Origin of the sequence: Bradyrhizobium sp. BEA-2-5, from assembly GCF_032918025.1 — a bacterium.
In the GTDB taxonomy this organism is placed as follows: Bacteria; Pseudomonadota; Alphaproteobacteria; order Rhizobiales; family Xanthobacteraceae; genus Bradyrhizobium; species Bradyrhizobium pachyrhizi.
Genome location: NZ_CP136629.1, coordinates 1 through 26390 on the forward strand (window position 1 = coordinate 1; position 26390 = coordinate 26390).

Annotated in this window: 18 protein-coding genes and 3 pseudogenes; 14 read left to right on the forward strand and 7 right to left on the reverse strand. The window is 65.9% G+C overall.

Annotated elements, in window-relative coordinates; genetic code table 11:
* The 8 genes and pseudogenes from dnaA (at window position 1) to RX327_RS00040 (ending at window position 10466) form a co-directional block, all read left to right on the forward strand.
* Complete coding sequence (gene dnaA / locus RX327_RS00005; RefSeq protein ID WP_317249068.1) at window positions 1–1431, forward strand: chromosomal replication initiator protein DnaA; 1431 nt, start codon at window positions 1–3, stop codon at window positions 1429–1431.
* A gap of 265 nt (window positions 1432–1696) precedes the next feature.
* Window positions 1697–2815 carry a DNA polymerase III subunit beta gene (dnaN, locus tag RX327_RS00010; protein ID WP_028178123.1) on the forward strand — a complete coding sequence of 373 codons (1119 nt, stop codon included), beginning with the start codon at window positions 1697–1699 and terminating at the stop codon, window positions 2813–2815.
* 52 nt (window positions 2816–2867) lie between these two features.
* Window positions 2868–3152, forward strand: a pseudogene (locus RX327_RS00015) (GIY-YIG nuclease family protein).
* A gap of 46 nt (window positions 3153–3198) precedes the next feature.
* Window positions 3199–4335: a DNA replication/repair protein RecF gene (gene recF / locus RX327_RS00020; protein WP_317249069.1), complete on the forward strand. Its 1137-nt coding sequence runs from the start codon at window positions 3199–3201 to the stop codon at window positions 4333–4335.
* Between the two features lie 228 nt (window positions 4336–4563).
* A complete protein-coding gene (gene gyrB, locus RX327_RS00025) occupies window positions 4564–6999 on the forward strand; it encodes a DNA topoisomerase (ATP-hydrolyzing) subunit B (protein WP_317249070.1) in 2436 nt (811 codons plus the stop codon).
* A gap of 165 nt (window positions 7000–7164) precedes the next feature.
* Window positions 7165–8457, forward strand: a complete 1293-nt coding sequence (murA, locus tag RX327_RS00030) for a UDP-N-acetylglucosamine 1-carboxyvinyltransferase (protein WP_317249071.1) — start codon at window positions 7165–7167, stop codon at window positions 8455–8457.
* 141 nt (window positions 8458–8598) lie between these two features.
* On the forward strand, window positions 8599–9996 hold the full coding sequence (locus tag RX327_RS00035; protein WP_317249072.1) for an MATE family efflux transporter: 1398 nt from the start codon (window positions 8599–8601) through the stop codon (window positions 9994–9996).
* Entirely contained in the window at window positions 9993–10466 is a 474-nt protein-coding gene (locus RX327_RS00040; RefSeq protein ID WP_050383404.1) for a DUF2867 domain-containing protein, read from the forward strand. The genes RX327_RS00035 and RX327_RS00040 overlap by 4 nt, the downstream gene beginning before the upstream one ends.
* 68 nt (window positions 10467–10534) lie before the next feature.
* On the opposite strand, the gene RX327_RS00045 is transcribed toward RX327_RS00040, so the two are convergent.
* Entirely contained in the window at window positions 10535–11674 is a 1140-nt protein-coding gene (locus RX327_RS00045; protein ID WP_317249073.1) for an FUSC family protein, read from the reverse strand.
* Window positions 11675–11834: 160 nt separating this feature from the next.
* Here RX327_RS00045 and RX327_RS00050 point away from each other — a divergent pair.
* Window positions 11835–13204: pseudogene (locus RX327_RS00050) on the forward strand (MmgE/PrpD family protein).
* A 206-nt stretch (window positions 13205–13410) separates the two neighbouring features.
* Here the strand turns inward: RX327_RS00050 and RX327_RS00055 are convergent.
* From RX327_RS00055 to RX327_RS00070, 4 genes are all read right to left on the reverse strand, one after another.
* Window positions 13411–13701, reverse strand: coding sequence for a DUF1330 domain-containing protein (locus RX327_RS00055; protein ID WP_050383407.1), 291 nt, complete (start codon window positions 13699–13701; stop codon window positions 13411–13413).
* Between the two features lie 140 nt (window positions 13702–13841).
* Window positions 13842–15269 carry a serine hydrolase gene (locus RX327_RS00060; RefSeq protein WP_317249074.1) on the reverse strand — a complete coding sequence of 476 codons (1428 nt, stop codon included), beginning with the start codon at window positions 15267–15269 and terminating at the stop codon, window positions 13842–13844.
* A gap of 299 nt (window positions 15270–15568) precedes the next feature.
* Window positions 15569–16642 (reverse strand): AraC family transcriptional regulator, encoded by a 1074-nt coding sequence (locus RX327_RS00065; protein ID WP_317249075.1) that lies wholly within the window; start codon window positions 16640–16642, stop codon window positions 15569–15571.
* 31 nt (window positions 16643–16673) lie between these two features.
* Window positions 16674–17249: a GNAT family N-acetyltransferase gene (locus RX327_RS00070; RefSeq protein ID WP_050383409.1), complete on the reverse strand. Its 576-nt coding sequence runs from the start codon at window positions 17247–17249 to the stop codon at window positions 16674–16676.
* A gap of 269 nt (window positions 17250–17518) precedes the next feature.
* Here RX327_RS00070 and RX327_RS00075 point away from each other — a divergent pair, with 269 nt between their 5' ends.
* The 4 genes from RX327_RS00075 to RX327_RS00090 all read left to right on the forward strand — a co-directional run bounded on the left by RX327_RS00075 (window position 17519) and on the right by RX327_RS00090 (window position 23074).
* The gene (locus tag RX327_RS00075; RefSeq protein ID WP_317249076.1) at window positions 17519–18436 is read left to right on the forward strand and encodes a pirin family protein; all 918 of its coding nucleotides are present in this window, start codon (window positions 17519–17521) and stop codon (window positions 18434–18436) included.
* 139 nt (window positions 18437–18575) lie between these two features.
* Entirely contained in the window at window positions 18576–19490 is a 915-nt protein-coding gene (locus RX327_RS00080) for a phosphoribosylaminoimidazolesuccinocarboxamide synthase (RefSeq protein ID WP_317249077.1), read from the forward strand.
* Between the two features lie 292 nt (window positions 19491–19782).
* On the forward strand, window positions 19783–20583 hold the full coding sequence (locus RX327_RS00085) for a crotonase/enoyl-CoA hydratase family protein (protein WP_050383411.1): 801 nt from the start codon (window positions 19783–19785) through the stop codon (window positions 20581–20583).
* Window positions 20584–20920: 337 nt separating this feature from the next.
* Window positions 20921–23074: a SulP family inorganic anion transporter gene (locus RX327_RS00090; RefSeq protein WP_082190483.1), complete on the forward strand. Its 2154-nt coding sequence runs from the start codon at window positions 20921–20923 to the stop codon at window positions 23072–23074.
* A gap of 108 nt (window positions 23075–23182) precedes the next feature.
* On the opposite strand, the gene RX327_RS00095 is transcribed toward RX327_RS00090, so the two are convergent.
* Both RX327_RS00095 and RX327_RS00100 read right to left on the reverse strand, forming a co-directional pair.
* A complete protein-coding gene (locus tag RX327_RS00095) occupies window positions 23183–24553 on the reverse strand; it encodes an NAD(P)/FAD-dependent oxidoreductase (RefSeq protein WP_050383608.1) in 1371 nt (456 codons plus the stop codon).
* A gap of 60 nt (window positions 24554–24613) precedes the next feature.
* On the reverse strand, window positions 24614–25315 hold the full coding sequence (locus RX327_RS00100; RefSeq protein WP_050383412.1) for a GntR family transcriptional regulator: 702 nt from the start codon (window positions 25313–25315) through the stop codon (window positions 24614–24616).
* 140 nt (window positions 25316–25455) lie between these two features.
* Here RX327_RS00100 and RX327_RS39190 point away from each other — a divergent pair.
* Window positions 25456–26353: pseudogene (locus RX327_RS39190) on the forward strand (transporter substrate-binding domain-containing protein).
* The last annotated feature ends 37 nt before the right edge of the window (window positions 26354–26390 follow it).

Genomic DNA, 26390 nt, shown 5'->3' on the forward strand with positions numbered 1-26390 from the left:
ATGACGAACACGGAACAGGATCGCTGGTCGCGGGTGAAGGGACGTTTGCGGACGAGCGTTGGCGAGGACGTTTACACGAGCTGGTTTGCACGCATGGATCTGGAAGGCGTGCAGGAGGAGAGCGTGCGGCTCTCGGTGCCGACGCGTTTCCTGAAGAGCTGGATCCAGGCCCACTATGCCGAGCGCGTGCTGTCGTGCTGGCAGGCCGAGATGCCGGAGGTGCATCGCATCGATCTCACCGTTCGCTCCGCGATCCGCGCGACGGCTCCGGTGAAGGAAACGGTTGCGCCCGTCGAAGTGCGCCGCATCGAGCGCACCGACGGCCGGCTCGTGCCTGAACTGCGCTCGGTTGCGACCGCGCCGGTGTCCGCGAGTCACGACGCGCTCGGCGGCTCGCCGCTCGATCCGCGCCTGACCTTTGCGAGCTTCGTCGTCGGCCGCTCCAACACGCTCGCGCATGCGGCCGCGCGTCAGGTCGCCGAAGGTCGCCGCGGCGACCCCGTGATGTTCAACCCGCTCTACATCCATGCCGGCGTCGGCCTCGGCAAGACGCACCTGCTCCAGGCGGTAACCTGGGCCGGCAATTCCGGCAACGAGCGCAAGGTGCTTTATCTCACCGCCGAGAAATTCATGTACGGCTTCGTCGCCGCGCTGAAGACGCAGACGGCGCTGGCCTTCAAGGAAGCGCTGCGCGGCATCGACGTGCTCGTGATCGACGATCTGCAGTTCCTGCAGGGCAAGTCGACACAGGCCGAATTCTGCCACACCCTGAACGCGCTGATCGACGCCGGCCGCCAGGTCGTGATCGCTGCCGACCGTCCGCCGTCCGACCTCGAAAGCCTCGATGACCGCGTGCGCTCGCGTCTCGCAGGCGGGCTCGTGGTCGAGATGGGCTCGCTCGGCGAGGAGCTGCGCCATGGCATCCTCAAGTCGCGCGTCGCAGCTGCCCGCGCCCACCATGCGACATTCGAAGTGCCCGAGGAGGTGCTGCACTATCTGGCGCGCACCATCACTCACAACGGCCGCGACCTCGAAGGGGCGATCAACCGTCTGCTCGCGCATTCCAAGCTCAACAACCGGCCGGTGACGCTGGAGATGGCGGAGCACGAGGTGCGCGACCTGGTCCGGCCGCAGGAGCCGAAGCGGATCAAGATCGAGGACATTCAGCGCGTGGTGGCGCGGCAGTACAATGTCAGCCGCTCCGACCTGCTGTCCTCGCGCCGCACCGCCAACGTGGTCCGCCCGCGCCAGGTGGCGATGTATCTCGCCAAGACGCTGACCTTGCGCTCGCTGCCCGAGATCGGCCGACGCTTCGGCGGACGCGACCACACCACCGTGCTGCACGCGGTGCGCAAGATCGAGGCGCTGGTCTCCAAGGACACCGCGCTGTCGGAAGAGGTCGAGTCGCTGAAGCGCCAGCTGCAGGAATAGGGCCGCTTCATCCGGCCGGCTCGTTCCATCGCCCTCCCCTTTGCCAAAGGGGAGGGCTAAACTTTTTTCCGACCCAAAACGTGGGGAACGGGGCTCGTTTCACGCCCGTATCCCTTGCACCGGCCGCCCATCCGCGCCACCTTGCGGTCCCCCCGTGGGTTTGATCAAATCCGGTATTGATCCGGCTTTTCGGGTTTCCAATGCCGCGGTGCTGCCCTGAACGGCCGCCCGGCTTTTCCATCTGAGGGATCGGGCGAGTAGTGCAATGAAGGTTACGGTCGAACGCGCGCAACTCCTGAAGTCGCTGGGCCATGTCCACCGCGTGGTCGAGCGCCGCAACACGATTCCCATCCTCGGCAACGTGCTGGTTCGCGCCGAGAACGCGAAATTGTCGCTGAAGGCGACCGACCTCGACCTCGAGGTGACGGAGACGCTGCCGGCGGAAACCGCGACCGCCGGTTCCACCACCGTGCCGGCGCACATGTTCTACGACATCGTGCGCAAGCTGCCCGATGGCTCGCAGATCGTGCTGGAAGCAGACGGCGACCGCGCCGTGCTGGCGATCCGCGCCGGCCGCTCGCGCTTCACGCTGCAGACGCTGCCGGAGAACGATTTCCCGGATCTCGCCGCAGGCGACATGTCGCACTCGTTCTCGCTCGCCGCCAAGGACGTCAAGCGGCTGATCGACCGCACCCAGTTCGCGATCTCCACCGAGGAGACGCGCTACTACCTCAACGGCATCTATCTGCACGCCGCCGGCACGCCGAAGGCCGCCACCCTGCGCGGCGTCGCCACCGACGGCCACCGCCTCGCCCAGCTCGACCTGGTGCAGCCCAAGGGCGCCGAGGGCATGCCCGGCGTGATCGTGCCGCGCAAGACCGTCGGCGAGGTGCAGCGCCTGATCGAGGATACCGACGCCGAGATGACGATCGAGCTGTCGCAGGCCAAGATCCGCTTCACCATCGGTAACGTCGTGCTGACCTCGAAGCTGATCGACGGCACCTTCCCCGATTACGGCCGCGTCATCCCGCAGAACAACGACAAGGAGCTCGTCGTCGACAAGAAGGATTTCGAGAATGCGGTCGACCGCGTCTCGACGATCTCCAGCGAGCGCGGGCGGGCGGTGAAACTGTCGCTGTCGCCGGGCAAGCTGGTGCTGTCGGTGACCAACCCGGATTCCGGCAGCGCGACCGAGGAGCTCGAGGTCGAATACGCCTCCGATGCCCTCGATATCGGCTTCAACTCCCGCTACCTCCTCGACATCGCCGCCCAGATCGAAGGCGACGTCGCAACCTTGAGGCTCGCCGACCCCGGCTCGCCCACCCTGGTGCAGGACCGCGACGACAAGAGCGCCCTGTACGTGCTGATGCCGATGCGGGTGTGATTCCTCCTTCTCGTCATGGCCGGGCTTGACCCGGCCATCCATCGAGCAAGAGATGACCTATTGGGTGTACATTCTCGCGAGCAAGCCCGGTGGAACCTCTTTAACTCGGTGTAACCAATAATCTGGTGCGGCGCGTCTACGAGCATCGCGAAGGTCTGGCCGAGGGCTTTACCAAGAAGTACGGCATCAAGACGCTCGTCTATTTTGAGGCACACGAGACGATTGCCGTCGCACTTCAGCGCGAGAAGAATATCAAGCACTGCGTGAGTGGAAGATCGATCTGATCGTTGCCGGCAATCCCGACTGGCGAGACTTATGTGATGAAATTGTCCGCTGACGCGGACGATGGATTGCCGGGTCAAGCCCGGCAATGACAAGGTAACATGACCCCCTCCCGCATTCATCGCCTGACGCTGACGCATTTTCGCAATTATCGGGCGGCGGGGCTCGAGACGGCGGCTGACATGGTGGCGCTGGTCGGACCGAACGGGGCAGGCAAGACCAATTGCATCGAGGCGATCTCGTTCCTGTCGCCGGGGCGGGGCCTGCGCCGCGCGACGCTGGAAGACGTCGCCGACAACCAGGGCGACGGCTCATGGGCGGTGTCGGCGCAGGTCGAGGGCGCGCTGGGACTTGCGACGCTCGGCACCGGCATCGATCCGCCGACCGGCGACGCCGGCAGCACGCGGCGCTGCCGCATCGACCGCGAGCCGGTGGGTTCTGCCAGCGCCTTCGGCGACCACATCCGCATGGTGTGGCTGACGCCGGCGATGGACGGCCTGTTCATGGGCGCAGCCTCCGAACGGCGGCGCTTCTTCGACCGCCTCGTGCTCGCGATCGACAGCGAGCATTCCAGCCGCATCAACGCACTCGAGCGCTCGCTGCGCTCGCGCAACCGCCTGCTGGAGACGCGCAATTACGACGACCATTGGTGTGACGCGATCGAGCGCGAGACCGCGGAGCTCGCGGTCGCAGTGGCGGCAACGCGCGGCCAGACCGCGGCCAAGCTCGCCGTGATGCTGCGCGAGCGCGGCGCGGCCTCGGCCTTCCCCTCCGCCGAGATCATGCTCGACGGCTGGATGGAGAACGCGCTGCTGACGGAGACCGCGACCTCGGTCGAGGATCGCTACCGCCAGATCCTGCGCGACAACCGCCCGCGCGATGCCATCGCCGGCCGCACCACCGACGGCCCGCATCTCACCGACCTGCAGGTGATCTATGCGCCGAAGAGCATGCCGGCGCGCGATGCCTCCACCGGCGAGCAGAAGGCGCTCCTGATCGGTCTCGTGCTGGCACATGCGACGCTGGTCGCCGAGATGACCGGCATCGTGCCGCTGCTGCTGCTCGACGAGGTCGTGGCGCATCTCGATCCGAACCGCCGTGCGGCGCTGTTCGAGGAGCTGGCCAAGCTCGGCGCCCAGGTCTGGATGACCGGCGCCGATCCCGCGGCGTTCCTCGACATCGGCCCTCGGGGGGAGATTTTCGACGTCGAATCCGGCCGAGCCGCACGGCGCGGCTGAGGGTGCGGAATCTGCTCCGAGAGGGCCTCGAATCCGCCTTCGAATCGGGCTTTTCGAGACCGCCGGAATCGGCCTTTGAAAGCCTTGAAACAGGCCTAAAAAATCCTATTTATTCAATAGTTTGTAGATGGAGACTTTGCGCTAGGCGCAACCCCTCTTTCATGGCACAAATAGCGGAATCAGCGCCTCATATTGCGCAGCTGATTCGGACATCCTCGAAGGCCTCACATGACTGAACCTGCCCGGCAGACCCCTGCCGAATCTGAGCATCCCGTTCCGGCCGAATACGGGGCGGAATCGATCCGCGTGCTCAAGGGTCTGGACGCCGTCCGCAAGCGCCCGGGCATGTATATCGGTGACACCGACGACGGCTCGGGCCTGCACCACATGGTCTATGAGGTCGTCGACAACGCGATCGACGAAGCGCTCGCGGGCCATGCCACGCGAGTCGAAGTGATCCTCAATTCCGACAATTCCGTCACCGTGCGCGATGACGGCCGCGGCATTCCCGTCGACATCCACAAGGGTGAAGGCATCTCGGCGGCCGAGGTCATCATGACCCAGCTGCACGCCGGCGGTAAGTTCGACCAGAACTCCTACAAGGTCTCCGGCGGTCTGCACGGCGTCGGCGTCTCCGTCGTCAACGCGCTGTCGAGCAAGCTCGGCCTGCGCATCTGGCGCGACAACAAGGAGCACTATATCGAGTTCGCCCATGGCGATGCCGTCGCACCGCTGAAGGTGGTCGGCGACGCGCCGGGCAGGCGCGGCACCGAGGTGACGTTCCTGGCCTCGACTGAGACGTTCAAGAACATCGAATACGATTTTGCCACGCTCGAGCACCGCCTGCGCGAGCTCGCCTTCCTCAATTCCGGCGTCAACATCGTCCTCTCCGACATGCGTCATGCGGTCGAGAAGCGCGAGGAGATGCACTATTCCGGCGGCGTCGAGGAGTTCGTCAAATATCTCGACCGCAACAAGAAGGCGATCGTGCCGGCGCCGATCATAGTGCGCTCGGAAGCCAACGGCATCGGCGTCGAGGCCGCGCTGTGGTGGAACGACAGCTACCACGAGAACGTGCTGTGCTTCACCAACAACATCCCGCAGCGGGACGGCGGCACCCATCTCGCCGGCTTCCGCGGCGCGCTGACGCGCCAGGTCAACGGCTATGCCGAGGCCAACGCCAAGAAGGAAAAGATCGCGCTGACTGGCGATGACTGCCGCGAAGGTCTCACCGCCGTTCTGTCGGTGAAGGTGCCCGATCCGAAATTCTCGTCGCAGACCAAGGACAAGCTGGTGTCCTCGGAAGTGCGTCCCGTGGTCGAGAACGTCCTCAACGAGGCGCTTCAGGCCTGGTTCGAAGAGCACCCCTCCGAAGCCAAGATGATCGTCGGCAAGGTGATCCAGGCAGCCGCGGCCCGCGAAGCCGCGCGAAAGGCGCGCGAGCTGACGCGCAAGAGCCCGCTTTCCGTCTCCTCGCTGCCCGGCAAGCTCGCCGACTGCCAGGAAAAGGATCCGGCCAAGTCCGAACTCTTCATCGTCGAGGGCGACTCGGCAGGCGGCAGCGCCAAGCAGGGCCGCAACCGCGAATTCCAGGCGGTGCTGCCGCTGCGCGGCAAGATCCTCAACGTCGAACGCGTCCGTCCCGACAAGATGCTCTCATCGGAGCAGATCGGCACGTTGATCACCGCGCTCGGCACCGGCATCAGCGACGAATTCTCGATCGAGAAGCTGCGCTACCACAAGATCATCGTGATGACGGACGCCGACGTCGACGGCGCCCACATCCGCACGCTGCTGCTCACCTTCTTCTATCGCCAGATGCGCGAAATCATCGACGGCGGCTATCTCTATATCGCCCAGCCGCCGCTCTACAAGGTCAGCAGAGGCAAGTCCGAGCAGTACCTGAAGGACGAACGGGCACTGGAAGACTATCTGATCGACACCGGACTCGACGAATGCGTCTTCAAGCCGGCCTCCGGCGACGACCGCTCGGGCCGTGATCTGCTGTCGCTGGTCGAAGACGCCCGGGTCATCCGCTCGGTACTGCGCAACCTGCACAGCCGCTACAATCGCGCGGTCATCGAGCAGGCCGCGATCGCGGGCGTGCTGAGCCCGAGGATCACCGCCGAGATCGCCACCGCCAACTCGGCGGCGGAATACATCGCCAAGCGGCTGGACGCCGTGGCCGAAGAGGTCGAGCGCGGCTGGATCGGCACCTTCACGGAAGGCCAGGGCTTCCAGTTCGAACGCACCGTGCGCGGCGTCAAGGAAGCGGCGGTGATCGACGACGCTTTCCTCGGCTCGGCCGATGCTCGCAAGCTCGATGAATACGCGACCAAGCTGCAGGAGATCTATGTGCGGGCGGGCAAACTGCGGCGCAAGGATACCGAGCAGATCATCCACGGTCCGGTCGATCTGTTCGAGGCCGTCACCGACGCCGGCCGCAAGGGCGTCACGCTGCAACGCTACAAAGGTCTCGGCGAGATGAACCCGGAGCAGCTCTGGGAGACCACGCTCAACACCGACGCGCGTTCGCTGCTCCAGGTGAAGGTCAAGGAGGTCGACGAGGCCGACGACATCTTCACCAAGCTGATGGGCGACGTGGTCGAGCCGCGCCGCGACTTCATCCAGGAGCATTCGCTCAGCGCGACGATCGATATCTAGGGTTCTGCGCACGGCGAGGCGGGCGGGCGCTTTTCGGCGCGGTGGCGGCGCTACCTTTCGTGTGGAAGGTGCGCCGGGAGTTGTGTTACGGTGCTGGACGGCCATTGATTCCGTTGTGGAATTTCCAATGGCCAAGTCTGAATGATGCGTTAGGGGACATTCCGCGTGCCGCCGATCCAATACATCGTCGAAGGCGGCCGCCGCCTTTCGGGCACCATCGAGCCGTCGGGCAACAAGAACTCCGCGCTGCCGATCATCGCCGCGGCACTGCTCACCGAGCACCCGGTCACGCTGACCAACGTGCCACGTATCCGCGACACCGAGACGCTGGTCGAGCTGATCCGCTCGGTCGGCGCGTCGGCGGAATGGACCGCCCGCAATACGCTGGTGATTCACGCCAAGAGCATCCGCGCCGCCGATCTCGACCCCGAGCTCTGCGTGCGCATTCGCGCCTCGATCCTGCTCGCGGGGCCCCTGCTCGCGCGCTGCGGCGAGCTGATGCTGCCGCCGCCCGGCGGTGACGTCATCGGCCGGCGCCGGCTCGACACCCACTTCCTGGCCTTCGAGCAACTCGGCGCCACGGTCACCGCGACGCATCGGCTCGAATTCCGCGCCTCGCGCCTGAAGGGCGCCGACGTGTTCCTGGACGAGCCCAGCGTCACCGCGACCGAGAATGCGCTGGTCGCGGCCGTCGCCGCCGACGGCGTCACCTATTTGCGCAACGCGGCCTCCGAGCCGCATGTGCAGGACCTCGCCAATTTCCTGGTCGCGCTCGGCGCCAGGATCGAAGGCATCGGCACCAACACCATGATCGTGCACGGGCCGGCGACGCTGGGGGAAACGACTTACCGGATCCAGCCCGACCACATCGAGGTCGGCTCGCTGATCGGCCTTGCCGCGGTGACGCGCTCGCCGCTGCGCATCACGCGCGCCGGCATCGAGCATCTGCGCTCGATCCGCATGGGTTTCGAGCGGCTCGGCATGGTCTGCCGCGTCGAGGGCGACGATCTCATCGTGCCCTCGAACCAGACGCTGAAGATCCAGGACGATTTCGGCGGCCATGTGCCCAAGCTGGAGGACCAGCCCTGGCCGGCGTTCCCGGCCGACCTGATGTCGATCGCGATCGTCACCGCCACGCAATGCGAGGGCGTGATCCTGATGTTCGAGAAGATGTTCGAATCGCGAATGTTCTTCGTCGACAAGCTGATCGCGATGGGCGCCCGCATCGTATTGTGCGACCCGCACCGCGCCATCATCGCCGGCCCCAGCCGCCTGCACGGCGCGACGATGACGTCGCCGGACATTCGCGCCGGCATGGCGATGCTGCTCGCCGCGGTGTGCGCCGAGGGCACCTCGACCATCAACAACGCCGACCAGATCGAGCGCGGCTATGAGCGCATCGAGGAACGGCTAAACGCGCTCGGCGCCAAGATCAAGCGGATACCCGCGCGATCGTGATCCGGGCACGATCCGGAAAAGTGTAAAGCGGTCCTCCGGTCTCAATCGACAATCTGGGGCGCGACGACCTCTGCGTGAGATCGTCGCGTTTGCGCGACTTGGCCATCCTTCCGGCCGGTTTGCCGTGCTAAGCGTGCCGTCATGACCTGCATCGACAAGATCGACCCGGCCGCGCCGAACGCGGCCGTCGGTGTCCCTCGCAACCTGCTCACGGCCGAGCTCGCGGAAACGCTGAAGCTCGCGGTGCCGCTCGCGCTGACGCAGCTCGGGCAGATCGCGATGATCACCACCGATCTCGCGATGATCGGGCGGCTCGGCGAGGATGCGGTGGCCGCGGCGGCGCTGGCCCATACGGTCTATTTCGTCAGCTTCACCTTCGGCATGGGCATGATGTCGGCGGTCTCGCCGCTGGCCGCGCAGGCGTTCGGCGCGCGCAACCCGCGCGTGATGCGGCGCGCGCTCCGCGTCGGCCTGTGGGCCGGCTTCTTCATGGTGCTGCCGCTGATGGCGCTGCCGTTCCAGGGCGAGCGCATCCTCATCGCGCTCGGCCAGACCCAGGCCACCGCGCATCTGGCGCAGCAATATCTGTTCGGGCTCGCTTGGGGCATCCTGCCGGCGCTGTGGTTCATCGCACTCCGCGGCTTCATGAGCGCGGTGAACCGGCCGGAGGCGGTGCTGTGGATCACGCTCGCGGCGATCCCGGCCAATGCGCTGATGGTCTACCTGTTGCTCTACGGCAAATGGGGCCTGCCCGAGCTCGGCCTGTTTGGCGCGGGACTTGCGACCACGATCGTCAACCTCGGAACCTTCCTTGCCGGCGTGTGGTTCGCGGTGCGCCGCCGTCCGTTCCGCAAGTACCATGTCTTCAGCCGGCTCTGGCGCATCGACTGGCCGCTGATGGGCAAGCTGGTCGCCGTCGGCGCGCCGATCTCGATCGCCTTCCTACTGGAGTACGGCCTGTTCGGTGCGGCCGGTCTGCTGATGGGGCTGATCAGCACCACGGCGCTGGCCGCGCACCAGATCGCGCTGCAGATCGCGGCGATCCTGTTCATGGTGCCGTTCGGCGTCAGCATGGCCGCTACCGTGCGGGTCGGTCAGGCCGTCGGCCGCCGCGATACCGACGCGGTGCAGCGCGCCGGCTTTGTCGCGATCGCGCTTAGCGGGATCTTCATGAGCATCATGACGCTCGCGGTGATCCTGGCCCGCTTCGAGATCGCGGCGCTGTTCCTCGGCGAGGCCTCCGACACCACCGCGCAGCTCACCGCGGCGCTGCTGTTGATTGGCGCGACCTTCTTCATCGCCGACGGCATCCAGACCACGACCGCGGGCGCGCTGCGCGGCATGAACGACACCCAGGTGCCGCTGCTGTTCGCCATCATCAGCTATTGGCTGATCGGCTTCGCGTCGGCCTCAGCGCTCGCCTTCTGGGCCAAGCTCGACGCCGCCGGTGTCTGGATCGGGCTATCGCTCGGGACGGCGGTCTATGCGACCCTCCTTGTCTTGCGTTTCCGCCTGCTGGCACGCAGACTGGGCAAATGAAGGTCGACGAGGTCACGCCGAACGTGGATTCCGCCGCGCTGCTCGCCGGCGCGCAGTTCATCGACGCGTTCCGCGTCGCGACTGCGCGCCCCGACATCGATGCGCGGCACGCCGCCGAGGCGATGGTGGCGCGGCAGCCGCGCTGGATCGAATGGCTGCTTGCCCTGCGTAATTTCATCGTCGCGCCGCTTGGCCTGAAAACCTCGGGCGCAGCCGACGGCGCGGCGCGCGACATGATCGGGATCTTTCCGGTGGTCAGCGAGACGCCGGAGCGACTGGTCGCGGGGTTCAACGACAAGCATCTCGACTTCCGGCTCGTCGTCGACGTCGCCTCCGCGGGAGCTGTGCGCAGCATCACCGCGACCACGCTGGTGCTCACCCACAACTGGTTCGGGCGCGCCTATCTCGCGGTGATCATGCCGTTCCACCGCCTGATCGTACCCGCGATGCTGCGCAAGGCCGGAGGCTGAGTTCCGGGTCTCCAGACGCGTTTTCTTCGCGCGAACCGGTACCCACTTCGCTCGAAAACGCTCTCGTCTCAAGCCGCGCTCTTCTCCGGCGTGTCGGCGACGATCTTCTCGGAGGCGTCGGCGTTGGTGCACCAATTGCCGTGGCAGCGCTTGAGGTCGTTGAGATTCTGCCGCATCTGGTCGAGCGAGAAGCCGAGCGCGTAGAAGCGCTCGGCGGCATCGACCGGCAGGCCGCGGATCAGGCCATCCCTGCGGACCGCGGCGACCTCCTCGCCATAGGCGTGCAGCGCCGCATCGACCGGCGCCATGTCGGCCGGGCCGCTACCGGCGCGCAACGCGGTCGCGACCGCCACCATGTAAGTCACGATCGCCTTGCTGACGTCGGCCAATGGCCGCGCCAGCCTCGCCTGGATATCGGCCGGTAGCGGCACCACGCAGGCCCGCCCGATCATCACGACGTCGTGCCGCAGCCGCTGGATTGTCCGCAGCAACGGGCCGGTGTCCGGCCCCGATGACAGATGCATCGAGCGCTCGCGCTCGGCCTCGAGACCGGTCGCGTGCAGATTGGTCACGGCGGTGCCGATGCCGTCCTGGATCCGGTGCAGCGCGTCGTTGTCGCGGCCGCGCGTGAGGCCCGCGAGCAATTCGGCGAACGCCGCTGACAGCAGTTCCAGCAGCTTCGATCCATTGACCCTGATCTGGCTGACCGCGCGCGACGGCAGCACCAGGAACGAAATCAGAAGCCCCGTGAGCGCGCCGACCGTCACCTCGAGGACGCGGTCGATCGCGGAGTCCAGCGGGTTGGAGTGATGCATCGTCGGCAGCAGCAGCACGATCACCGCCGTCACCGTCGCAGAGTTCAGGCTCGGATTGAGCGCGGCGATGAAGGCCAGCGGCACAATCGCCAGCACCAGCAGCGCCAGCAGGCTGCCCTCGCCGGAATGCGGGATCAGAACCGCGATGGCGCCGCCATAGACGGCGCCGCCGATGGTGCCGAGCATGTAGTCGCGCGTTGCCTTCAGCGAGCGGCCGACGCTCATCTGGGTCACGATCAGGGAGGTCAGCACTGCCCAGAGCGGCAGCAACAGATTGAGCGCCAGCGCGATGGTATAGGCCGCCACGCCGGCGGACGCGATCCGGACCGCCAGCGCCAGCTGCGTCTTGCGGGTCCAGAGCTGGTCGAACATGCGTTTTGCGAAGGTCCTCATGCACCGTGATCCGCAATCAAAGGAAAGGCCCGTGTTACATGACTTGAAGCTAACCGACTGACCGTCAGGACTTGGAGCATGGCAGCTGCCCGCGGCGGCAGGGTGGCTTGAAAGGCCTGTCCTGCCCGCCTACCCTGCGCCGCAAAATCGAGGAAACACGATGGCCCACGAAACCGCAACGCTCGCCGCCTATGTCTTCAACCTGAAATACCAGGATATTCCGGCGGAGGTGCTGGATCGCGCAAAAGTGCTCACGCTGGACTTCCTCGGCAGCGCGATCCGGGCGAGACGCGAGGCCGAATCGACCCCGTCGATGCTGAAAATGCTGGAGGCGCTGGCGCTCGACACCAAGGGCGAATCCACCGTGTTCGGCGACAGCAAGACCTGGACGCCGGCGGTCGCGGCGCTGCTCAACGGCGCGCTCGGCCATTCCCTCGACTTCGACGACACCCACGCCGATTCCTCGCTGCATCCGAGCGCGCCGGTGGTTCCTGCCGCCTTCGCCGTCGGCGAGATGGTCGGCGCGTCCGGCCGCGACGTGCTGACCGCGATCGTTGCGGGTTATGAGGTCTGCTGCCGGCTCGGCAACGCGCTCGACCCGACCTCGCATTATGCGCGCGGCTTCCACCCGACCGCGACGGCCGGCACCTATGGCGCGGCCGCGGCGGCCGGCAAGCTGTTCGGCCTGTCGAGAAGCAGCTCATCGCCGCGTTCGGCGTCTCCGGCAGCCAGGCCGCGGGCTCGCTGCAATTTCTGGTCAACGGCGCCTGGAACAAGCGCTACCAGGTCGGCGCCGCCGCGATGAACGGCGTGATCGCCGCGACGCTGGCGCGCAACGATTTCGTCGGCGCGACGGAATCGGTCGAGGGCAAGCACGGCCTGCTCGCCGGCTACACCGACGACGCGCATCCGGACAAGGCGGTCGCCGAGCTCGGCAAGACCTACGAGACCATGAAGATCGGCGTGAAGCCCTATCCGAGCTGCCGCTACACCCATGCCGCGATCGACGCGCTGATCGCGATGCGGCGCGAGCACAATCTGACGCCGGACCAGGTCAAGCGCGTCGAGATCGGCCTGCACCGCAACGGCATCACGCTGACCGGGGATGCAGCGACCAAGCGCCACCCGCGCTCGATCGTCGGCGGCCAGTTCTCGATGTTCTTCACCGGCGCGCTCGCGCTCGACCAGGGCTCGTTCGGCTGGGACGATTATAACCGGCTCGGCGACGCCGCGATCGACGCGCTCGCCGACAAGTTCGACGTGGTGCAGGACGACCGGCTCGAGATCGGCCGCACCCACCCGTTCGGCGCGCGCGTCAGCATCACCACGGACGACGGCGTGCATGAGCGGCTCTATGCCGATCCGTCCGGCGAGCCAAATTCGTTCCCGGACACGCAGGCCATGCAGCAGAAATTCCTGACGCTGGCCCGCCCGGTGCTCGACAAGCGCGCCGACCAACTCGCCGACGCCATCCTGACGCTGGAGCGCTTCGATCGCGTGGAGAAGGCGACGCAGCTGGGGCGGCAGTAAGCAGGCGGTCGAGGCGGCTCACGTCGCGAGCTGCAACTACTGCTGTCGTCCCGGCGAAGGCCGGGACCCATACTCCGCGGCTTCTGTTGTGAACGGGACTCGTCGTTCCACCATCGCGCAACCAGCAGCAATGGTGGTTATGGGTCCCGGCCTGCGCCGGGACGACGATGAGGATGCGGTGTCGCGCCCTGGAATGACGGCGCGTCCTACTCCGCTCCGTCGATGATCACGAAATCCCCGTCCGAATATTTCTGTCGGATCGCCTTCGCGGCCTGATATTCCGGGCAGGTGTAGCATTCCATCGCGGTGGCGCGGTCCCTGAATTCGATGACAAAGTTGCGCTGGCGCGTTGCGCCTTCCATCACGTCATAGGGGCCATTGCGCACGATGAAGTTGGCACCGTACTTCTCGAACACCGGCATCGCGGCGGCGAGATATTCGGGATAGCGGGCTTCATCGTGAACCGTGACGTGGACGATCCAGTAGGCCTTCGGCATGATGGTCTCCGGCTGACGCGTGCTTCAAGAAACTGTGACGCACCTCCTCACGAGATGCGCCACAGCATCAGAAAATTCCGGAGGCCGAGATTCAATTCACGATCGCGCGGGTGTTGCGCGGGTGTTGTGTGACGTGCCGGTCAATTGCCGCCCGCGAGCCGCGGGCTTGCGGACGTCACGGTGACGACGTCACGGACCAGATCGAACACGCCGTCGGCCTCGGGCGGCATGTTCGGCGAGCGGCCGAGGCGCACAATGACGAGCCGCTGCGACGGCACGATGATCACGTATTGCCCGATCGTGCCCTTGGCGAAGAAGGCATCGCGCGGCCAGCCGTGCTCCACGCGAAACTTCGCGCCAAAACTGTCGCCGTGGTTGGTCCAGAAGCCGGCGCCGATGCCGACCCAGGCGTTTGGTGTCGGCGAGGCCGAGTAATTCACCCAGCCCTCGGGGAGAATGCGCTTGCCGCCGGCGACGCCGTCATTGAGATAAAGCTGGCCGAAGCGCGCCCAGTCGCGTGCGCTCGCCATCATCGCGCCCGATCCTTCCGGCGTACCCGCAGCGTCGAACTGCATCACGACATTGCGCATGCCGAGCGGTCCGAACAGCTCCTCACGCGCGAAGCGCATCACATCAGCCGCATGCCCGCCGGCGGCGTTGCGGACCAGGTGCGAGAGGATCAGGTAGTTGCCGTCGTGATAGTTCCAGACCCGGCCGGGCGCGCTCTCCAGCGGAGCGCTCTCGGCGAAGGCGGCCATATCCGATTCCATGTACTTCATGCGGTTGACCGGCTCGAGCACGGATGCCAGCGACGCCTGCAGCGAGCTGCCGAGCGCGAGGCCCGCGGTGTGGCGCAGGAGTTGATCGACCGTGATCGCGTGCCGCGGATCGTTCGGATCCTGCCAGGCCGCGATCGGGACCGGCCGGTCGCGCGTCAGCCTGCCCTGGCGGACCAGGATTCCGATCAAGGCCGAGATCACCGACTTCGTCATGGAGAAGCCGAGCAGCGGCGTCTCAGGTCCAATGCCGTCGGCGTAGCGCTCGGCGATGATGCGACCGGCCTTCATCACGACGATAGCGCGGGTGCGGCGGTGGGGCGGCTGCGCGGGCTCGGCAAAGGCGCGATCGAGCGCAGCCGCAAGCTGCGGGGTCTGCGGCGGGACGAGTTCCGGACCCGCGATCTCGGGCAGCAGCACGGCCTGCGGCTTCTCCGGCTGAAGCGCGGTATCGCCCAGCGTGTCGCCGTGATCGAGCGTGCAGCCCAGGCCCTCGCGATAGACAGCGTGGCTGCGGCCGATGCCGAACAACGTCACCGTGACATCCTTGCGGACGCGGTCGACCCGGTAGTCCATCGCCCAGGTGATCAGGCCGGTCCCGGGCATGGCATCGTTGGTCTCGGTCAGGTTTTGCCTGGGGTCGAGCCCGCTGACGAAGGTCTCCGAGCAGATCACGTTGGCCACAAAGCCGGTCGCGACCTCAGGCACATCGCGGGCGCGGGCGGCGGACAGTGCCAGCGCACCGAAGGCGGTGCTGGCGGCGAGAATGAGAAAGAGCTTTCGACGGGTCACGGGATCCTCCGGCATGGCGCGATAGGTGCGTGGCCGGATCAGGCCGCGGGGGACGGAAGAACGCTTGCCGGATTTGGAAGTCGGGCTAGCCGAGGATTGGAGGCGACTGGTCGATTCTGGAATTGTGACGTGATTACAATGACTTTGGCAGCGGGCTCGCTTCACCTCTCCCGCTTGCGGGGGAGGTCGCATCGCATCGAAAGATGCGATGCGGGTGGGGGCTTTCCCCCAAAATGAAAGGGCGTACTTTGCGGAAACACCCCCACCCCAGCCCTCCCCCGCAAGCGGGAGAGGGAGGTTCACACCGCACTTGCCTTCAGCCGCCGATATTCCGTCGGCGTCACGCCGGTCACGGCCTTGAAGGCGCGGTTGAACGGTCCGAGCGACTGGAAGCCCGCGTCCATGGCGATGGTGATGACGGGGACCGCAGCCTGGGCGGGATCGGCGAGCGCGGCCTTGGCCTCCTCGATCCGGTGATTGTTCAGAAACACATTGAAGTTGCGATAGCCGAGCTGCTGGTTGATCAGCCGGCGCAGGCGGTACTCGGGAATCTTGAGCCGGCCCGCCAGCACGCCGATGGTGATGTTCTCCTGGCGATAGATGCGCTCGTCCGCCATCAGGCGCATCAGGGCATCGATGAGCTTGCGATCGGCCGCCTCCTCGGCCGCGGCCGGCTTCGTCAGCACGACGGCCTCCGCCGGCACCGTGAACAGGTCGGCACCATCGACGCGCATCATCGCCCAGGTGATTGCGGCCACGATGGCGGCGAGCACGGCCGCGTTCGCCAGGTTGGCCCATTCCACTGTCACGCGGCTGCCGGCATAGGCAATCTGAAGCAGCGCGTTCAATCCGCCGTACAGCGCAGACGCGGCGACGATGAAGACGCGGACACGTCGGCGACGCTCGACCAGATCCGCCGACCACGATCCGATGGTTTGCGCCACCGCAAGCGCAACGAAGACGAGCGTGAGCGAATTGACCATGATGATCGCGATCCGCGCGTGACCGGCGGGTGCAATCCACATGCAATTGACGAAGCTGTAGGCCACGACCGTGGCCCAGATCAGGCCGTGCCACCAGCGCAGCTGAAACGCGTCATCGAACAGCGCGCGCGTGAACAACCAGAACACCACGATGCTGCCAGTCGAGAGCGCAATCAGCGGTGCATGCCAGTCCGAGACCGGCGGCCCGGCACCGATCGACGCGGTCACCGCATGTGCGGCCGAACCGAGCGCGAAGGCGGCCGCAAGGCGCCCGGAAAGCGCCTTGCGAAAATCGGTGAGCAGCAAGGCGGCAAGCACCAGCAGCAGCGCCACGCTGGCGCTGCGCAGGCAGAGTTCAAGTGCGGCCCAGTGTGAAGCAGCCGATGTCATCGCCGAACAATCGTCGGTCGGAGGTGGTTTTTCAAGATGGCTGGCGCTGCCAACGTTGACGCGACGTCACCCAGATATCGACGACGTCGCCCTCGAGCTTGCCCGGCCCCTCGTTCACGGCACCGAGCCGCCGCGCCACGGCCTGTGAAGCTGCGTTGACCGGATCGATGCAATGGATGATGCGGTCGACCGTGAAGTTCGCGAACACAAAGTCGATCGCCGCATGCGCCGCTTCCACCGCATAGCCCTTGCCGCGATGCTCTTTGGCGATGCCCCAGCCGACCTCGAAGCCGGGCCATTCCGGCGGACAGTACGGGCCGACGCGGCCGATGTAGCGGCTGGAGGATTTCTCCTCCACCGCGAACATGCCGAAGCCGTGCAGCGCCCAATGGCCGGAGATGACGGCGGCATTGCGCCAGCCCTTCAGCTCCGAGGTGACCGGCTGGTGATCCGGCGTGATGAAGCGCGCGGTCTCGGGATCGGACAGCATCCGCGTGTTCTCAGCGATATCCGATGCGCGCCACGGCCGCAGGATCAGCCGGGCGGTCTCGATCACGGGACCGTCGACTTGCAGCAGTCTTGCGCCTGGCTTGATCAGAGAAACCATGACTGCCTCCGGTTTCCAAGATTATGCTGTTATCACGCGCGCGCACGCGTCAGAAGTATGTCGTCGTCCCTGCGAAAGCAGGGACCCATAACCACAGGGCTTCGTTGTTTGACGAAGCCGTGGCCACAGCCTGCTCCATCACCGCGCCCTGTGGTTATGGGTCTCGGCTCGCGCGGAGCCTGTCATCGGGCGGCGCTTCGCGCCGACCCGTTGGCTTGGCCGGGACGACGATTGGAGTATGATTGCTACACCACCGTAAGGAGTCCGCCATGAGCTGGCAACCCTCGAACGATCCCGTGCTCGGCGATCCCATGTCCTGCGATGCGCTCGATCTCGTCATCGTGCCGCGGACACGCGATCTCGGCGACGGATTCGCGGTGCGACGGGCGCTGCCGCACGGCAAGCGGCAGATGGTCGGGCCCTTCATCTTCTTCGACCATTTCGGCCCGGTGCAGTTCGTCTCGGGCAAGGGCATGGACGTGCGGCCGCATCCGCATATCGGGCTTGCCACCGTCACCTATCTGTTCGACGGCGCGATCATGCATCGCGACAGCGAGGGCAACGTCCAGGAGATCGCGCCGGGGGCGATGAATCTGATGACGGCCGGCCGCGGCATCGCCCATTCCGAACGCACGCCGGATGCGCAGCGCGCCTCGGGCCAGAAGATGCTGGGATTGCAGAGCTGGATCGCGCTGCCGGCCGGATCGGAAGAGATCGCGCCGTCGTTCCAGCACTACGCCGCGGGCGAACTGCCGATGATCTCCGAGCGTGATTTTACCGCACGCGTGATCGCGGGCTCGTCCTTCGGCATCGCCTCGCCCGTCACGATGGTGTCGCCCTGGTTCTACACCGAGGTGACCGCGAAGGCCGGCACCTCGGTGCCGCTCGACCCCGACCACGAGGAGCGCGCGATCTATCTCGTCGAGGGCGAGGTCGAGATCGCGAACGAACGTTACGAGGGGCCGCGGCTCCTGATCTTCCGGCCCGGCGACCGCATCACCGTGAAGGCGCTCAAGGCGACGCGGATGATGTTTCTCGGCGGCGACGCGCTGGAAGGCCCGCGCCACATCTGGTGGAATTTCGTCTCCTCCAGCAAGGAGCGGATCGAGCAGGCCAAGCAGGACTGGAAAACCGGCCGCTTCGCCGCAGTTCCGCAGGAACACGAGTTCATTCCGCTGCCGGAGTGAGCTAATTCCTGTGGCTCTTTGGTTTGAGCATGATCTTTTCGGAAAACCGCTGCACACCTTTCCGGATCATGCTCTAGTCTGCGGCGCCCGCGCGCCTCGTGCGGGCGCTCGTCATTGAAGGCTCTAGAAAGATCACGCCATGACCGCCATGCTCTCCAGCGACCTGCCCCTGCCCAAGATCGGACGCGGCAAGGTGCGCGATATCTACGCCGTCGACGATGATCGTCTGCTGCTCGTCACCACCGACCGCATCAGCGCCTTCGACGTGGTGATGGCCGAGACCATCCCGATGAAGGGCGCCGTGCTGACGCAGATCAGCGCCTGGTGGTTCCGGCAGCTCGAGGGCACCGTGCCGCATCACATGATCAGCACCGATGCCGACGAGATCATTCGCGCCGTGCCTGAACTGAAGAACCATCGCGCCGAGATCCTCGGCCGCGCCATGCTGTGCAAGCGGACCACCGTATTCCCGATCGAATGCGTGATCCGCGGCTATCTCTCGGGCTCCGCCTGGAAGGAATATGCCGCGAGCGGCACGCTGGCAGGCGAAAAACTGAAAGCCGGTCTCGTCGAGAGCGAGAAGCTGGAGCCCGCGATCTTCAGCCCGGCGACCAAGGCCGAGAGCGGCCATGACGAGAACATCACGGTCGCGCGGGTGCGCGAGATCGTCGGTGCCGACGTCGCCGCGACGCTGGAGAAGATGGCGCGCGACGTCTACGGCTATGGCGAGCAGACCAGCCGCGCCCGCGGCATCATCGTCGCCGACACCAAGTTCGAGTTCGGCCGCGACAAGGACGGCCGCATCATCCTGATCGACGAGGTGATGACGCCGGATTCCTCGCGCTTCTGGGCGGTGGACGCCTACAAGCCCGGCCAGCCGCAGGCGAGCTTCGACAAGCAGCCGCTCCGCGACTATCTCGACGTCGAACGCCGCGCCGGCCGCTGGAACGGCGACGCCCCGCCGCCGCCGCTGCCGGCCAGCGTCGTCGATGCAACCAGCAAACGATATCTGGAAGCGTATCGGCGCGTGACGGGGACAGAGCTGAAGATCTGATCGGTCGTCCGTGGGTAGAGCGCAGCGAACCCCACGACCTCTATCCGTGGCACGATGGTGATGGGTTTCGCTACGCTCTACCCATCCGCGTCTTAATGGTTGCTACGAAATATCACCGCCAACCCCGCGAAGGCGCGCAGCGTCGTGCCCGCCATTGTGGCCGTGCTCGTGATGGTGGGCGCGCTTCGCTTTGCCCACCCTGCGGAATTGCGCCTTTCGTCGCGGGATTGCACCGTAGTCGCCTCTGATGTCACTCTCCGGGCACAAACAAGAACAGCCCAGGGAGCGCCCCATGTCCGATACCGTGCTCGTCGAACGCGATGGTCCCGTCACCATCATCTCCATCAACCGTCCGCACAACCGCAACGCCGTCGATGGCGCCACCGCGCGCAAGCTGTATGACGCGTTTCTCACCTTCGATGCGGACGCGAGCGCATCCGTCGCGGTGTTCACCGGCACCGGCGGCTATTTCTGCGCTGGCGCCGATCTGAAGGCGGCGGCGGCGGGCGATCCCGAGAAGAAGCGCGAGGTCGGCGGCCACGACACGATCGCGCCGATGGGACCGAGCCGGCTGCGGTTGTCGAAGCCGGTGATCGCCGCGATCGAAGGCTTTGCGGTCGCCGGCGGCATGGAGCTCGCGCTGTGGGCCGACATGCGTGTTGTGGCCGAGGACGCAACCTTCGGCGTGTTCTGCCGCCGCTTTGGCGTGCCACTGATCGATCTCGGCACCATCCGCCTGCCGCGACTGATCGGCCATTCGCAGGCGATCGACCTGATCCTCACCGGACGCCCGGTCGGCGGCGCTGAAGCCCACCGCATGGGGCTCGCGAACCGATTGGTGCCGAAGGGCGAGACCCGCGCCCACGCCATCGCGCTCGCCAGGGACATCGCGAAATTCCCGCAGAACTGCCTGCGCGCCGACCGGCTGTCGGCGCTGCGGCAGTGGGACCTCGACGAGGAAGAGGCGATCAGGAACGAGATGCGCGGCGGGCTCGAGGTGATCGCCTCGGGCGAAACGCTGTCGGGCGCGGCGCGCTTTGCCTCCGGCGTCGGCCGTCACGGCGCCTTCGGCAATGAGGGCGGCCACGGCTGAAGATCACGCCTGCCTTCTCCTTCCCCCTGAAAGGGGGAAGGTCGGGATGGGGGTCAGCCGCAGGCGACGCTTGATGCGGGAAAGCAAATCCCCACCCGCTTTGCTCTGACGAGCAAAGCGACCTCCCCTCTTCAAGGAGAGGTTGACGCCAATTCCGCGGCCCTGGGTTTCGTTGGGCTTTGCGCGAGAAGCAAAATGCGCGCGCTGAGAATTGGTTGTCACAAGAATCCTGTTGTCGTCCTGCGCCGGGCTCGTCTACGACTGGCGGCGAAAGTTCAGGACATTTTTTAACGTGATTAGTCGATCGCTTTATTTCGGCTCGCAAGCGCGGCGGGCGATGCACGACGTGCTCGGCGGCGGTGCTGCCAGTGTGCTCGGCATCACGTTCGGCCTGTCCTACGCGCTCTTGATCTTCGCCGGGCCATTGTCGCCCTATCTGTCATACGGCGTGGCGGCGACATTCATTTCCTCGGCAGTGCTCGCGACCTTCATCGCGCTCGGTAGCTCGCTGCCCTTCGCGGTCGCCGGCCCCGACACCTCCACCGCGGCGGTGACGGGCATCCTGATGGCCTCGCTGGTCGAGCGCATCGCTGCCGCCAATCCGACGGCGCCGCTGCTCGCGCCGGTCCTGATCACGCTCGGGCTCTCGACCATCGTCACCGGCATCGTGCTGTGCTGTCTCGGGCTGACACGGTTCGGCCGTGCCATCCGCTACGTGCCTTACCCTGTGGTCGGCGGATTCCTCGGGGCAACCGGCCTGTTGATCGTGCTGGGCGCGATCAGGGTGATCACCGGCTACCCCGTGCAGCTCAGCACCCTCTTCTACTTCACCAACATCATCACGATCTCCGAGCTCAGTGCCGCCTGCGCGATGGCGCTGGTGCTGTATCTGACCTGGCATCGCTCGCGCACCCCGTTCGGTCTGCCGATCATCCTGATCGGCGGCGTGATCGTGGCGCACCTCGTATTCTGGATCATCGGCATCGCGCCCGAGGAAGCGCATCTGACCGGCTGGACCTTCGAGCCGCCGCCGGCATCGACCTTCATGCTGCCGTGGCACATGGCCGAGCTTGCGCAATATCCGTGGTCGGCGGTGCCGGACCTGCTCGGCAACATGATCGCCGTCGTGTTCGTCACGGCGGCGAGCACGCTGTTCAACACCACCGGCATCGAGGTCGCGGTGCATCGCGAGGCCAATCTCGAGCGCGAACTCAACATCACCGGCCTCGCCAACATCGTGACCGGCGCTCTGGCCGGCTATGCCGGCTGCATCTCGGTCAGCCGCTCGATCCTTAATTTCTCAAGCGGCGGGCGCGGCCGGCTGTCGGGGCTGACAGTCGCCGCGATCTCGCTGCTGATGCTGGCGGTGGCTCCGCAGCTGCTCGGCTACATGCCGAAATTCGTGCTCGGCGGCCTTCTGCTCTATCTCGGCGCCGACCAGCTGCACAAATGGATGATCGAATCGCGCAAGCGGCTGTCGAAGACCGAATATGTGTCGCTGCTCGCGATCATCGCCATTATCGTGACCTGGGGCTTCGTGCCCGGCATCCTGATCGGCGTCATCATCGGCTGCGCCACCTTTGCGCTCAGCGCGGCGCGGGTCGAGGCGATCAAATACGGTTTCGACGGCTCGGAATATCGCAGCTCGCTGGATCGCTCGCGCGACGACCGCGAGGTGTTGTCGGCGCATGGCGGCAAGATCCAGGGGCTGACCCTGCAAAGCTATCTGTTCTTCGGCTCCGCCAACCGCCTGTACCAGCACGTCAAGGCGCTGCTGCGCGAGCACCCGGAGTGCCGCTATCTGCTGTTCGACTTCAAGCTCGTTACCGGCGTCGATTCATCGGCGGCCTACAGCTTTGCGCAGATCAAGCGCAGCGCGCACGAGGTCGGCGTCGAGCTGGTCCTGGTGCATCTGTCGGCCAAGGCCGAGCAGGTGCTGCGCTCCGGCGATTTCATCACCGAGGGTGTCACCGTGATCGACGAGCTCGATCGCGCGCTTGAATGGTGCGAGAACCAGATCATCGCGCAGCACCAGGAGCTCGCGCAGGAGGAAGCTGACCTGCGCGGCTGGTTCGCGGGGATGCTCGACAGCGAGAACGACGCCGACGCACTGATCCGGCGCTGCCAGCGCATCGAGGTCGACGCCGGCGAGGTCATCGTGCATGCCGGCGACGCCGCCGATTCCATGCACTTCATCCTCGACGGCCGGGTCGGCATCATGGTGCCCGCCGAGGACGGCCGCTCCACCCGGGTGCGCAGCCTCGGCCGCTACACCACGATCGGCGAGATGGGCCTCGTCTCACAGGCCCCGCGCAGCGCGACCATCCAGGCCGAGATGGCGAGCGTGCTCTATGTGCTGAACACCCACCAGTTCACCGCGATCCGCGACGAGGACCCCGAGCTCAGCCACAAGCTGCTGACCTATTTCGTGTCGGTGATGGCGGAGCGGCTGACGTTTGCCAATCGCACCATTGCGGTGCTGCGGCGGTAGACAAGGCGTAGCCCGGATGGAGCGCAGCGCAATCCAGGGTTTAGCCGCGCGGCAGCATCGGCCCCGGATTTCGCTTCGCTCCATCCGGGCTACGAAGGTGAGGTCGAGCTACAGCAACCCCCGGCTTTCGCTCGCCGCGAGCTCGGCCATCAGCGCCTTGTCGTCATAGCGCGCCAACGAAAGGCTGCGGGCGAATGCGGGAGCCGGCGCGCCGACGATGGCGCGGGCGCATAGATCGCCGGTGGCGCAGGCGCCCATCGTGCCGTAGCCGGAGAGCGCGGTGGCGAGGAACACGCCCGGTGTCTTCGCAGCCCCGATCAGCGGCCAGTTCTCTCTCGTCATCGGATAGTAGCCGCCGTAATGCACGCGGGCGCGCGGCAGCGCGCCGAGATAGTGCGCGAGCTTTGGCTGCAGCCGGCTCGCCGCGCGCAGCACCACTTCGGGGAAATAGGGATTCAGCTCCGGCTCGCGAACCGGCTCGGTGGTCTGTTCCGCGTTGAACGCCCAGCCGAGCTTGATCCACTCGCCGTGATCGCCGCCGTCGGGCCGGCAATGGATGCTGCCCGGCATCGGCGCCAGCAGACGCGAAAATTCCGGCGCCGCTGACAGCGCCTCGCGCTCGTCATCGGACCAGGCCAGCGTCTGGCCGTCGAGATCGATCGCGAACGGCATTTTGCGATCGACCGCGCGGTTGCGGTCGGCGAACGCGATCTTCTGTTGCAGCACATTGACGATCGGCAGCTCTTCGCCATGCATCGCCGCGACATGCGCCGCGAACGGGCCCGCGGCGTTGACGATGATGTCGGCCTTGATGGTCTGCCTCGCGCCATCGGCGAGTACATCGACGGTGAAGCGACCAGTCTTCGCGATGCCGAGCACCTTGGCCCGCTGGAATTGCGCGCCGAGCGGACGCACGGTCTCCAGCATGTACTGGCCGAGCTGCTGGCCGCTGATATCGCCGGCGCGGCGGATATGCAGCGCCGTCGCGACCTCCTTGTCGAAGCTCGGGTAATGGGCCTGGATCAGGTCGCGGCCGAGCAGGACGTCGACCCCGTCAGGCGCGCTCTGCCAGTCCGCCGAATGCGGCGGCAGATAGCCTCGGCCGTCGCCCTCATGCATGCGGATCAACTGTTCGGCCTTCGCGCCGTAACCGGCATGCAGCTGCTGCAGCAGTTCCTCGGGCTTCTCCTCGCGGGTGACCAGAAGATAGCCGCGCCGCGTCATGTGGATGCGGTTGTCGCTGCGGCGCGCGATCTCCTCCATCAGGTCGGTGGAATGATTGGTGAAATCGGCCATCGTCGGATGCGGCCACCAGTTGCGGTAGTTCTCGCCCGACTGCGCCGAGGTCAATGCCATCGGCTGGCCTTCGTCGACGATCAGCAGGCGCGAACGCTTGTGCTGTATGGCGAGGTAATAGGCCGTGGCGATGCCGACGATGCCCGCACCGATCACCAGGATTTCGACATCATTGGTCTTCACGCGCACTCTCCTGCGGCCGCGCAGCGCGGCCCGCGATCATTCACATTGTCTGAGCGACGATCAGGCAGGGCGCCCTTCGCCTGCATCGCGCAGCGCCTGGCGCTGCGCCGAGCGCAGCGTCTTCTGCGTCTCCTCGATATGGTCGCGCAGCAGCCGGACCGCCTTCTTGACCTCGCCGTCGCGGCAGAATTCGAGCAGCCGGTAGTGCTCGCGCTGCGGCCGCTCCTTGCCGGTCGCCTGCGACACCAGCGCCCGGGTGAAGCGGCCGACATGGCCGTAATTCGCCTCGATCATGCTGAGCAGGCGCGGGCGATTGCACGGCGCGTAGAGCGTGGCGTGGAATTTCCAGTTGAAGGCGCCCCATTGCGCCGGATCGGGCTCGGCATCATAGGCGCGGAGGATTTTCGTCGCCTCCTCGAGATCGATCTCGCCGATGGCCGGGATCGCCAGGCGCAGCGCGTGGCATTCGAGCGCGATCCGGATCTCGAGCAGCTCGATCACCTCGTCGATCGACAGATCCGAGACCACCGCGCCGCGGTTCGGCAGGAAGGTCACAAAACCCTCGGCCTCGAGCTGGCGCAACGCCTCGCGCACCGGGATGCGGCTGGTCCCGAACCGCGCGGCAAGCTCGTCCTGACGCAGCTGCAATCCGGGCGCGAGCTCGCCCGAGCTGATCGCGGCCCGCAATGCCTCGCGCACGGCGTCCGGTGCTGAACCGTGGGGTCCGGCCCCTCGATGGCTGATGACGGTTGCGGGTTCCATCCGGCTTCTCTCTCTGTGCGGCGGGCATCAGGATATCCGCCATGGTCCATATTGTATAAAATCGGTTTCCAATTTATGCAATGCTATGTATAAAATCTGGCCTCATCGTATCCAACATTGCCAGCGCTCGCGAGCACCTGATGCGTCAAACCACCAAGCGGTTGATCTGCCTAGCTTTTCTTGCGGCGACGGTGTCCGCCCCGGCACAGGCCCAATCGTCCGGCGGCACCCTGGCCAAGATCCGCGATGCCGGCGAAATCCGGCTCGGCCACCGCGACGTCTCGGTCCCGTTCTCCTATCTCGACGACAACCAGCAGCCGGTCGGCTTCGCGATGGACCTCTGCGCGCGGATCGTCGATGCGGTGAAGGCCGAGCTCAAGCTACCGGCGCTGCAGATTAGGCTGCAGCCGATCCAGCTCTCCACCCAGATCCCACTGATCGAGAACGGCACCATCGACATCGTCTGCGGTCCCGCCACCAATACGCTGGAGCGGCAGAAGGTCGTCGCCTTCAGCAACACGATCTTCGTGTCGAGCATCCGCGCGGTGGTGCATAAGGACGCGCCGATCAAGACCTTTGAGGATCTCGGCGGCCGGCCGGTCTCGCTGACCTCGGGCTCGACCTCGATCGGACTGTTGAGCACGGGCCCAGGAGAAGAACTTTCAGACCAGAAACATCCTGACGGCGGACCACGCCGCATCATTCCTCGCGCTGACCACCGGGCGCAGCGAAGCCTTCGTGATGGACGACATTCTGCTGGCGAGCCTGATCGCGGGCAGCCGCAACCCGGCGGACTGGCGCATCATCGACGACAGCCTGCGCACCGAACCCTACGGGCTGATCATCCGCAAGGGCGACCCGGAGTTCAAGGCGCTGGTCGACAAGACGCTGGTCGCTATGATGAAGAACGGCGAATTCCAGGAGCTCTACGCAAAATGGTTCACGCGGCCGATCCCGCCGAAGAACGTGAACCTGAATTTTCCGATGACGGCGCCGCTGAAGGATGCCGTCGCCAACCCGAACGACAAGGGCGTGTGATCAACCGAAAGCCCGGCTCCGATTCAATCGGAGCCGG

What these genes read in the sequence shown, in the direction of transcription:
- dnaA (WP_317249068.1), top strand. Translation starts at nt 1, where the DNA reads ATGACGAACACGGAACAGGATCGCTGGTCGCGGGTGAAGGGACGTTTG.
- dnaN (WP_028178123.1), top strand. Translation starts at nt 1,697, where the DNA reads ATGAAGGTTACGGTCGAACGCGCGCAACTCCTGAAGTCGCTGGGCCAT.
- recF (WP_317249069.1), top strand. Translation starts at nt 3,199, where the DNA reads ATGACCCCCTCCCGCATTCATCGCCTGACGCTGACGCATTTTCGCAAT.
- gyrB (WP_317249070.1), top strand. Translation starts at nt 4,564, where the DNA reads ATGACTGAACCTGCCCGGCAGACCCCTGCCGAATCTGAGCATCCCGTT.
- RX327_RS00035 (WP_317249072.1), top strand. Translation starts at nt 8,599, where the DNA reads ATGACCTGCATCGACAAGATCGACCCGGCCGCGCCGAACGCGGCCGTC.
- RX327_RS00040 (WP_050383404.1), top strand. Translation starts at nt 9,993, where the DNA reads ATGAAGGTCGACGAGGTCACGCCGAACGTGGATTCCGCCGCGCTGCTC.
- RX327_RS00045 (WP_317249073.1), bottom strand. Translation starts at nt 11,674, where the DNA reads ATGAGGACCTTCGCAAAACGCATGTTCGACCAGCTCTGGACCCGCAAG.
- RX327_RS00055 (WP_050383407.1), bottom strand. Translation starts at nt 13,701, where the DNA reads ATGCCGAAGGCCTACTGGATCGTCCACGTCACGGTTCACGATGAAGCC.
- RX327_RS00065 (WP_317249075.1), bottom strand. Translation starts at nt 16,642, where the DNA reads ATGACATCGGCTGCTTCACACTGGGCCGCACTTGAACTCTGCCTGCGC.
- RX327_RS00070 (WP_050383409.1), bottom strand. Translation starts at nt 17,249, where the DNA reads ATGGTTTCTCTGATCAAGCCAGGCGCAAGACTGCTGCAAGTCGACGGT.
- RX327_RS00075 (WP_317249076.1), top strand. Translation starts at nt 17,519, where the DNA reads ATGAGCTGGCAACCCTCGAACGATCCCGTGCTCGGCGATCCCATGTCC.
- RX327_RS00080 (WP_317249077.1), top strand. Translation starts at nt 18,576, where the DNA reads ATGACCGCCATGCTCTCCAGCGACCTGCCCCTGCCCAAGATCGGACGC.
- RX327_RS00085 (WP_050383411.1), top strand. Translation starts at nt 19,783, where the DNA reads ATGTCCGATACCGTGCTCGTCGAACGCGATGGTCCCGTCACCATCATC.
- RX327_RS00090 (WP_082190483.1), top strand. Translation starts at nt 20,921, where the DNA reads ATGCACGACGTGCTCGGCGGCGGTGCTGCCAGTGTGCTCGGCATCACG.
- RX327_RS00100 (WP_050383412.1), bottom strand. Translation starts at nt 25,315, where the DNA reads ATGGAACCCGCAACCGTCATCAGCCATCGAGGGGCCGGACCCCACGGT.